General features: G+C 74.3%; 2 protein-coding genes. One reads left to right on the top strand and one right to left on the bottom strand.

The annotated features are described in order from the left end of the window. Window positions 1–4 precede the first annotated feature (4 nt). Entirely contained in the window at window positions 5–1,492 is a 1,488-nt protein-coding gene (locus tag CR470_RS37210; RefSeq protein ID WP_257139061.1) for an NAD(P)/FAD-dependent oxidoreductase, read from the top strand. A gap of 40 nt (window positions 1,493–1,532) precedes the next feature. Here CR470_RS37210 and CR470_RS37205 read toward each other — a convergent pair whose 3' ends face one another. After that, entirely contained in the window at window positions 1,533–2,543 is a 1,011-nt protein-coding gene (locus CR470_RS37205) for a DUF5914 domain-containing protein (protein WP_097872133.1), read from the bottom strand. Between the last annotated feature and the right edge of the window lie 131 nt (window positions 2,544–2,674).

The raw sequence follows: 2,674 nt of genomic DNA, 5'->3' as shown, positions 1-2,674 counted from the left end.
AGATGTGTATAAGAGACAGCGGTTCACGGGCCGGGCCCCCGCCGTGGCGGTCGTCGGCGGCGGCATCGCCGGGATCGCGGCGGCCACCCTCCTGGCCGAGCGAGGTGCACGCGTCACCCTCCACGAGAGCGAACGCAACCTGGGCGGACGGCTGGCGGGATGGCCCACCGAGCTCGCCGACGGCACGACCGTCACCATGAGCCGCGGCTTCCACGCCTTCTTCCGCCAGTACTACAACCTGCGCGGCCTGCTGCGCCGTGTCGACCCGGAACTCCACTCGCTGACCCGGCTGCCCGACTACCCCCTGCGGCACAGCTCAGGTCTTCACGACAGCTTCGCCCGGGTACCCCGCACCCCTCCCCTCAGCGCCCTGGGGTTCGTCGCCCTCAGCCCCACCTTCGGTATGCGCGACCTCGCCCGGATGAACCCGCGAGCCGCCCTGCCCCTGCTGGACGTGCGCGTGCCCGACGTCTACGACCGGCTCGACGGCCTCAGCGCCCATGACTTCCTTACCCGGATCCGTTTCCCGAAAGCCGCCCACCACCTGGCGTTCGAGGTGTTCTCCCGCAGCTTCTTCTCCGATCCGCGGGAACTGTCGGCGGCCGAACTGGCGCTGATGTTCCACATCTACTTCCTCGGCTCCAGCGAGGGCCTGCTCTTCGACGTTCCCGGCGAACCGTTTCCCGCGGCCCTGTGGGACCCGCTGCACCGCTACCTGGAAGTCCACGGCGTCGACGTACGGACACAGACGCCGGTCCGACAGGCACGCCCCCTGCCTGACGGCGGGCTGGACCTCACCACCGACGAGCACACCACCCGCTACGACGCCCTCGTCCTCGCCCTGGACAGCGGCGGCCTGCGCCGACTCGTCGCCGCCTCGCCACGCCTGGGCGACGCCGACTGGCGCGCCCGGATCGCACGGCTGCGCACCGCGCCGCCGTTCCTCGTCTCACGGCTCTGGCTGGACCGGCCCGTGGCACACGACCGACCGGGCTTCCTGGGCACCAGCGGCTACGGGCCGCTGGACAACGTGAGCGTCCTGGACCGATGGGAGGGCGAAGCCGCCCGCTGGGCCGCCCGCACCAGGGGATCGGTCCTCGAACTGCACGCCTACGCCGTCGCACCGGACGCCGACCGGTCCGCCGTACAGCACGAGGCGCTGCGCCAACTGCGTCGGATCTACCCGGAGACGCGGAGCGCCCGCGTCATCGACGAGCGCCACGCGTGGCGGTCGGACTGCCCGATGTTCCCCGTGGGCGGCTACCGCGACCGGCCGGGGGTACGCAGCCCCGACCCCGCCGTCACCGTGGCCGGGGACCTGGTCCGCACCGAGCTGCCCGTGGCCCTGATGGAACGCGCGGCGACCAGCGGATTCCTCGCCGCGAACGCCCTGCTGGAGCGGTGGGGCGTACGCGGGCAGACGCTCTGGACCGTCCCGCGCACCGGACGCTCGGCGGCTCTGCGCCGGCTCGCCGCCCTGGGGGCCGACTGACGGAGGAGTGCGCGGGCTCACGAACGGCCCCGCGCCCCCCTCAGCCCGGGAATCGTCCGCCCGCGCGGAGTTCCCAGCGCCGCTCCGCGTACGCCAGGTCGTCCCGCCACAGCCGGCCGGCCGAAGCGCGCATCAGGGGACGCAGCAGCGGCGCTGCCGCGCGGGCCACCGTGAACCCGCGACGGTCCGACGCCGCGACCAGTGCCTCCGTCACGGCGGTTCGGGGCCGTCCCCGCTCGTCCGGAGCCAGGGGAGTGGCGTGCGTCTCCACCACGGACCCCGCGCCCTCGCCCTCCACGATGTGCATGACGACCGTACGGGGTCCGGGCGCGGTGAACCGGGCCCGGACCGGCACCACCAGCCGCCCGGCCACCTTGAAGGACACGTCGACCGTGAACGCGTCGTCGTGTTCCGGGCCGTCGGCGGGTGTTCCCGTCACGGTCAGGTCCACGAAGGAGTACGGGTGGAACCACGCGCCGTGCCACGGATCGAGGCGGTTGGCCACCACGTCCTCCGGCTCGCAGCGGCCGACACCGGAGAAGACCGCCTCCACACCGTCCCGCAGCCTCGGCCGAACCGGCACATAGGGCCGTTCCGACGGGGGCTCGCCCCCCATCCGGTCGAGCCGCACCCAGAGAAGGACCCCGTCGTCGAAGGCCGGATAGGGCTCCCATCCCGCGCACGGACCGCCGTCCAGGGCCAGCCCGTGCCAGTGGCAGACCAGCGTGCCGTGGCGTACCGGGCTGTCGCGCAGCGGCGCCCCCAGATGCGGGCAGGCTCCCGGGCCCGTGCGGAGCTTCCCCCCGCCGTCGCGCCACGCCACCACTTCGGTGGAACCGACCGTGACCCCGAGAGGCCGCCCGGGAGGAAGGTCGCGCGAGGCGCCGATGACGTACCAGTTGCCGGAAGCCCGGCTTCGCGCACGCCCCAGGGCCTCCGCGATCAGCGCGGGCTTCGCCTCCCGCCACGTCGGCGCCTGCCGCTCCCACGGGACGGGCGCGCGGCGCAGCCGGAGCGGAACGCGCCCGGGACGTCCTGCCGCGCGGCTCACACCGCCTCCTTCCGCACCCCGCGGGCGGTGTCGGCCACCCGGAGACGGGAGGCCGCGGAGACGCGTGCTCCCGCGACCTGCCTCTCCCGGCGCCGGCCCACCGTACGCACGGCGACCGCTCGGGCCAGCCC

This window comes from Streptomyces sp. rh34, from assembly GCF_002551245.1.
Taxonomy (GTDB): Bacteria; Actinomycetota; Actinomycetes; order Streptomycetales; family Streptomycetaceae; genus Streptomyces.
Note: the sequence above shows the minus strand (reverse complement) of the source record. Positions and strands in the feature narration are given on the sequence as shown.